The organism is Dialister sp., assembly GCF_036343215.1.
Lineage (GTDB): Bacteria > Bacillota > Negativicutes > Veillonellales > Dialisteraceae > Dialister.
In genome coordinates, this window is record NZ_JAZASU010000137.1 from 1 (window position 1) to 3,679 (window position 3,679).

At 49.8% G+C, this 3,679-nt stretch carries 4 protein-coding genes and 1 pseudogene; all 5 read right to left on the bottom strand.

All coding sequences use genetic code 11. The annotated features are described in order from the left end of the window. Positions 1 to 132 precede the first annotated feature (132 nt). On the bottom strand, positions 133 to 1,290 hold the full coding sequence (locus VZT47_RS09695; RefSeq protein ID WP_330224763.1) for an aminotransferase class I/II-fold pyridoxal phosphate-dependent enzyme: 1,158 nt from the start codon (positions 1,288 to 1,290) through the stop codon (positions 133 to 135). Continuing rightward, positions 1,280 to 2,053, bottom strand: a complete 774-nt coding sequence (locus VZT47_RS09700) for a 6-carboxyhexanoate--CoA ligase (protein WP_330224764.1) — start codon at positions 2,051 to 2,053, stop codon at positions 1,280 to 1,282. Before VZT47_RS09700 ends, VZT47_RS09695 begins: the two co-directional genes overlap by 11 nt. Positions 2,054 to 2,515: 462 nt before the next feature. Next, positions 2,516 to 2,920 (bottom strand): HI0074 family nucleotidyltransferase substrate-binding subunit, encoded by a 405-nt coding sequence (locus VZT47_RS09705; protein ID WP_330224765.1) that lies wholly within the window; start codon positions 2,918 to 2,920, stop codon positions 2,516 to 2,518. Next, the gene (locus tag VZT47_RS09710) at positions 2,890 to 3,201 is read right to left on the bottom strand and encodes a nucleotidyltransferase family protein (protein WP_330224766.1); all 312 of its coding nucleotides are present in this window, start codon (positions 3,199 to 3,201) and stop codon (positions 2,890 to 2,892) included. The genes VZT47_RS09705 and VZT47_RS09710 overlap by 31 nt, the downstream gene beginning before the upstream one ends. 337 nt (positions 3,202 to 3,538) lie before the next feature. After that, positions 3,539 to 3,679 (bottom strand): annotated as a pseudogene (locus tag VZT47_RS09715) (IS200/IS605 family transposase); the annotation flags it as partial.

Below are 3,679 nucleotides of genomic sequence, written 5' to 3' on the forward strand. Positions count from 1 at the left end.
AAATCTGATAAAATCCCCAGGCCAGGGCAACTGTATAAAAATTGACCGCATTTCTAAAAACTCGAATTCCGATTATTTGACAAAGGGTAAGATTCAATCCGATGAAGTCAGTTGTACAAAGCTCAGTCAGCCTTACTTTTTATAGTTCTTAATTATCACAGAAGCTGCCCGTTCCAGTTCTTCTTTTGTATGAGCAGCAGTCACGGTCAGACGGATCCGGCTAGTGCCTTTCGGGACGCTCGGCGGGCGGATGGCGGAGAGGAGGACGCCTTCTTCGCGGCATTTCGCTGCCAGTTCCATGGCTTTCGTTTCTTCTCCCATAATGATGGGAATGATGGGAGTCGGCGCATCAACGATGGAAAGGCCTGCGTCTTTGAGGAGTTTCCTCATATAGCCGGCGTTCCACAGGAGTTTCCCCATGAACCGGCCCGGTTCCCGTTCGAGGAGTTTCAAAGCGGCCAGGGCGGTGGCTCCTGTGACGGCGGAAATAGAGGTGGAGAAGATGAAGGGTCTCGAGCAGTTTCTAAGGTAGTCTGTGATATTTCTTGTAGAAGCGACGAATCCTCCTTCTGCCCCCAGGGCTTTGGAGAGGGTGCCTACCTGCACATCAATCCCGTTTCTTCCCCAGTATTCGGAGGTGCCGTGGCCTTTTTCGCCGATGACTCCTGTGGAATGGGCATCGTCCACGATGAGGCAGGCATCGTATTTTTCTTTGAGGTCAATGAGCTCAGGCAATGCCACGTCTCCGTCCATGCTGAAAACTCCGTCGGTATAGATGAATTTCTGGCCGTCGGTTTTTATTTCCTGCAGTTTCTTTTCCAGGTCTCTCATGTCGGAGTGTTTATAGACCACGACTTTTGCCCTGGAAATACGGCAGCCGTCCACGATGGATGCATGATTCAGTTCATCGGAAAATATGACGTCCGAGGGACCTGCCAGGGCATAGAGGACGCCCAGGTTTGTCATGTAGCCTGTATTGAAAATCGCTGCATCTTCGGTATGTTTGAAGGAGGCCAGTTCTTTTTCGAGGTCCGTCAGTTCGAAGACTGCCCCGCTGGTGAGCCTTGCGCCGCCGCTTCCTGTGCCGTAAATGATGGCATTTCTAGCGGCTTCCTGGACTTCCGGCTCATGGGTCATACCCAGGTAATCGTTGGAATTGAAGACGATATATTCTTTTCCGTCCCTGTCCACGCCTTTCGATGCGGTCATCATGCGGAGGTCCCGCACCTGGCGGAAGCGGTCTTCTTTTTTTATTTCCAGAAGTTTTTGCGGAATATCTTTAATTTTCATGGGGCATCCTCACAAGGACCGTCTGGTTCTGCATGTAATCATCATATTTCTTCACGTCCGTCCCCGGTTTCACGAAGAAGACACGTCCTCCCACGGGGTCTCCCATGTCCTTCATCACCGTAATGCGTCCGTAGCCATATTTCCTGGAGCCCACATAACCTGTCACATAGTCCGGGTCGTCGGACCAGCAGAGTTCGGCCACCGTGCCCGGCGCATGGGCCACCTTCGAGGCCAGCACCAGCGCTTCTCTCGGATGATCTCCGCCCAGACCCCGCGCGCCCATTCTGGCTTCGTATTCCTTTGTATTTTCACAATCCATATTGCTGCAGCGGACTCCCCGCTCTTTTCGGTCATCGAGCCGTTCTCCCGAGACCGCATCCATCACGATGGCTCCCCGCATGGAATCGGAAAGAGATTCCAGTTCATGAAATGCGCTTTCCACGGCAGCTTTGGAAACGCCGATCCGGAGCAGTTCCTTCTTCGCCATAGCCCGGCCTTCTTCCTTTGTGGATGTATTCATCTGGTAAAGAGGAATGAGATCACAGTATTCGATGGAGGAATCCGGGATTTCTTCCACCTTTACATTGATGAAATCTGCGGCTCCCCGTTCATGGGTCCGCGCCCTCCGGAGCATGGCCAGGACATTTTCTTCCACCCTGTCCTCCGGTACGATTCTTTCCGCCCCGGAAATATGACGTCCTCCCTCTCCGTGAGTACCACCCAGACTGGAACGCATCTTCACACTGTACAACAATTTTCCCACTCCTTTGTCAACTCTGCACGTTTTAATTGTTAACTTACATGTCATAAAAAAATGAGGAAATATCGTTTCCTCCACGGTTTTAAGTCTATACAGGTTGACCAGAGTTTGTCAAGATTAACAATTTTTGATTATTGACAATCTTGAACTTCCGGTTTCAGACTTTTGGGAAAATCGGATGGCGGATTGGGGATTGCGGATTGCGGGAAGGTGGGCGCCTTGAAATTATACAGGCGCCCATTTTTCTATTTTGACCGTCATTTTCAATAACTTTTGAATCAGGAGCATCGGGAAAACTCCGGGCAGAAGCTGCCAAAATTATAGGGCAGCCTTTTTTACATGGAAACCTTCATCCGAAAGCTTTGAAGGCAGAGTATACGGGCAGTCCAAAGGGAATCAGGGAAATCGGAAAAGTTTTTCCCATGCAAAAACCCCGGAAAATCTGTCTGATTTCCCGGGGCTTTTTCATTTTTCTTCTTTCAGTTGTTCCTGTATTCTCACCAGCCAGCGGGAAAGGAGCTGGTCGTAAGTTCCAATGCGGCGGGCCAGATCACCGGCAAATTCTTCATCGGTCGTGTGAGTCGTCAGATTTCTGTCATCCACCATAAGCAGGGCCTGCCTTGTTTCTTCTTCATCCAGAAGTCCCACTTCCCGTGAGGCGCGGATGACTTTCTTTGGAGAAGCCGCATCGATTCCCTCTTCTTCATAGAGGTAAGATTTGGCACACTTCCACAGGAGTTCAAAAGAAAATTCAAACCGCTTGATCAGGGCATCCCTTTCTACTTCGGTGATTTCCTGCCTGGCTGCCAGCTCATGGAGCTTTGCCAGAGCTTTCAAAGCTAATGCAATCCGTTCCTGAAGTCCTTCCACAGGATTCCCTCCTTTTCTATCCTTCGGCACAAAGTATCACCGGCCCGGTTCATATCCACCACATCCACCCGATAAGGGCAGGAAGACTCTTCCAGCTTTTCGCGAAGCAAGGCAAGGGACCAGGAAATATCTCTTCCTCCCCCATCGACTGCCAGGTCCACATCAGAACTCCTCCGCCCCTCCCCGCGGGCACGGGAGCCAAAGAAATAAACCCGGGCATCCTCATTTTTTAAAGAGTCCAGCACGGAATATTTGAGTTCATCGATCCACCGGTTTTCCATGGTTCCCACCCCTTTCTTTTCTGATTTTAGTATAAATTCAATCCGATTCTCCTGTCAAGAAAGGGAAGTCCCGGCGTCCAGGGGGTCGCTGGATGGGATGATTGATATGACCACTGCACTACTATTCCATGTCAAATAGGAGAAACCCCATCAGCCTGATACTGGTCAAACCTTTTCCGGGATAGAAAAATCCCCGCAGGGCGGAATATATTCTATTCGAGCCGAATTTTGAGAAAAAGAAATCCACCAGCTTAGCTGGTGGTTCTTATTATGCGGCCTCAAGGGCCTTTATTACTAGCGGCGCGTTACCGCGCTTGTGTTTCTGCTGCTTGCGTTTTTATTTCTTGCTACCCGTAAACGGGTCGAATAAATCCTCTTCCACGTTTGATTCTTCATCTTCCTTTAACTGGTTCTGTATATATTTTGCAATCATTTTTGTGTTCTTTCCTACCGTGTCTACATAATATCCTCTGCACCA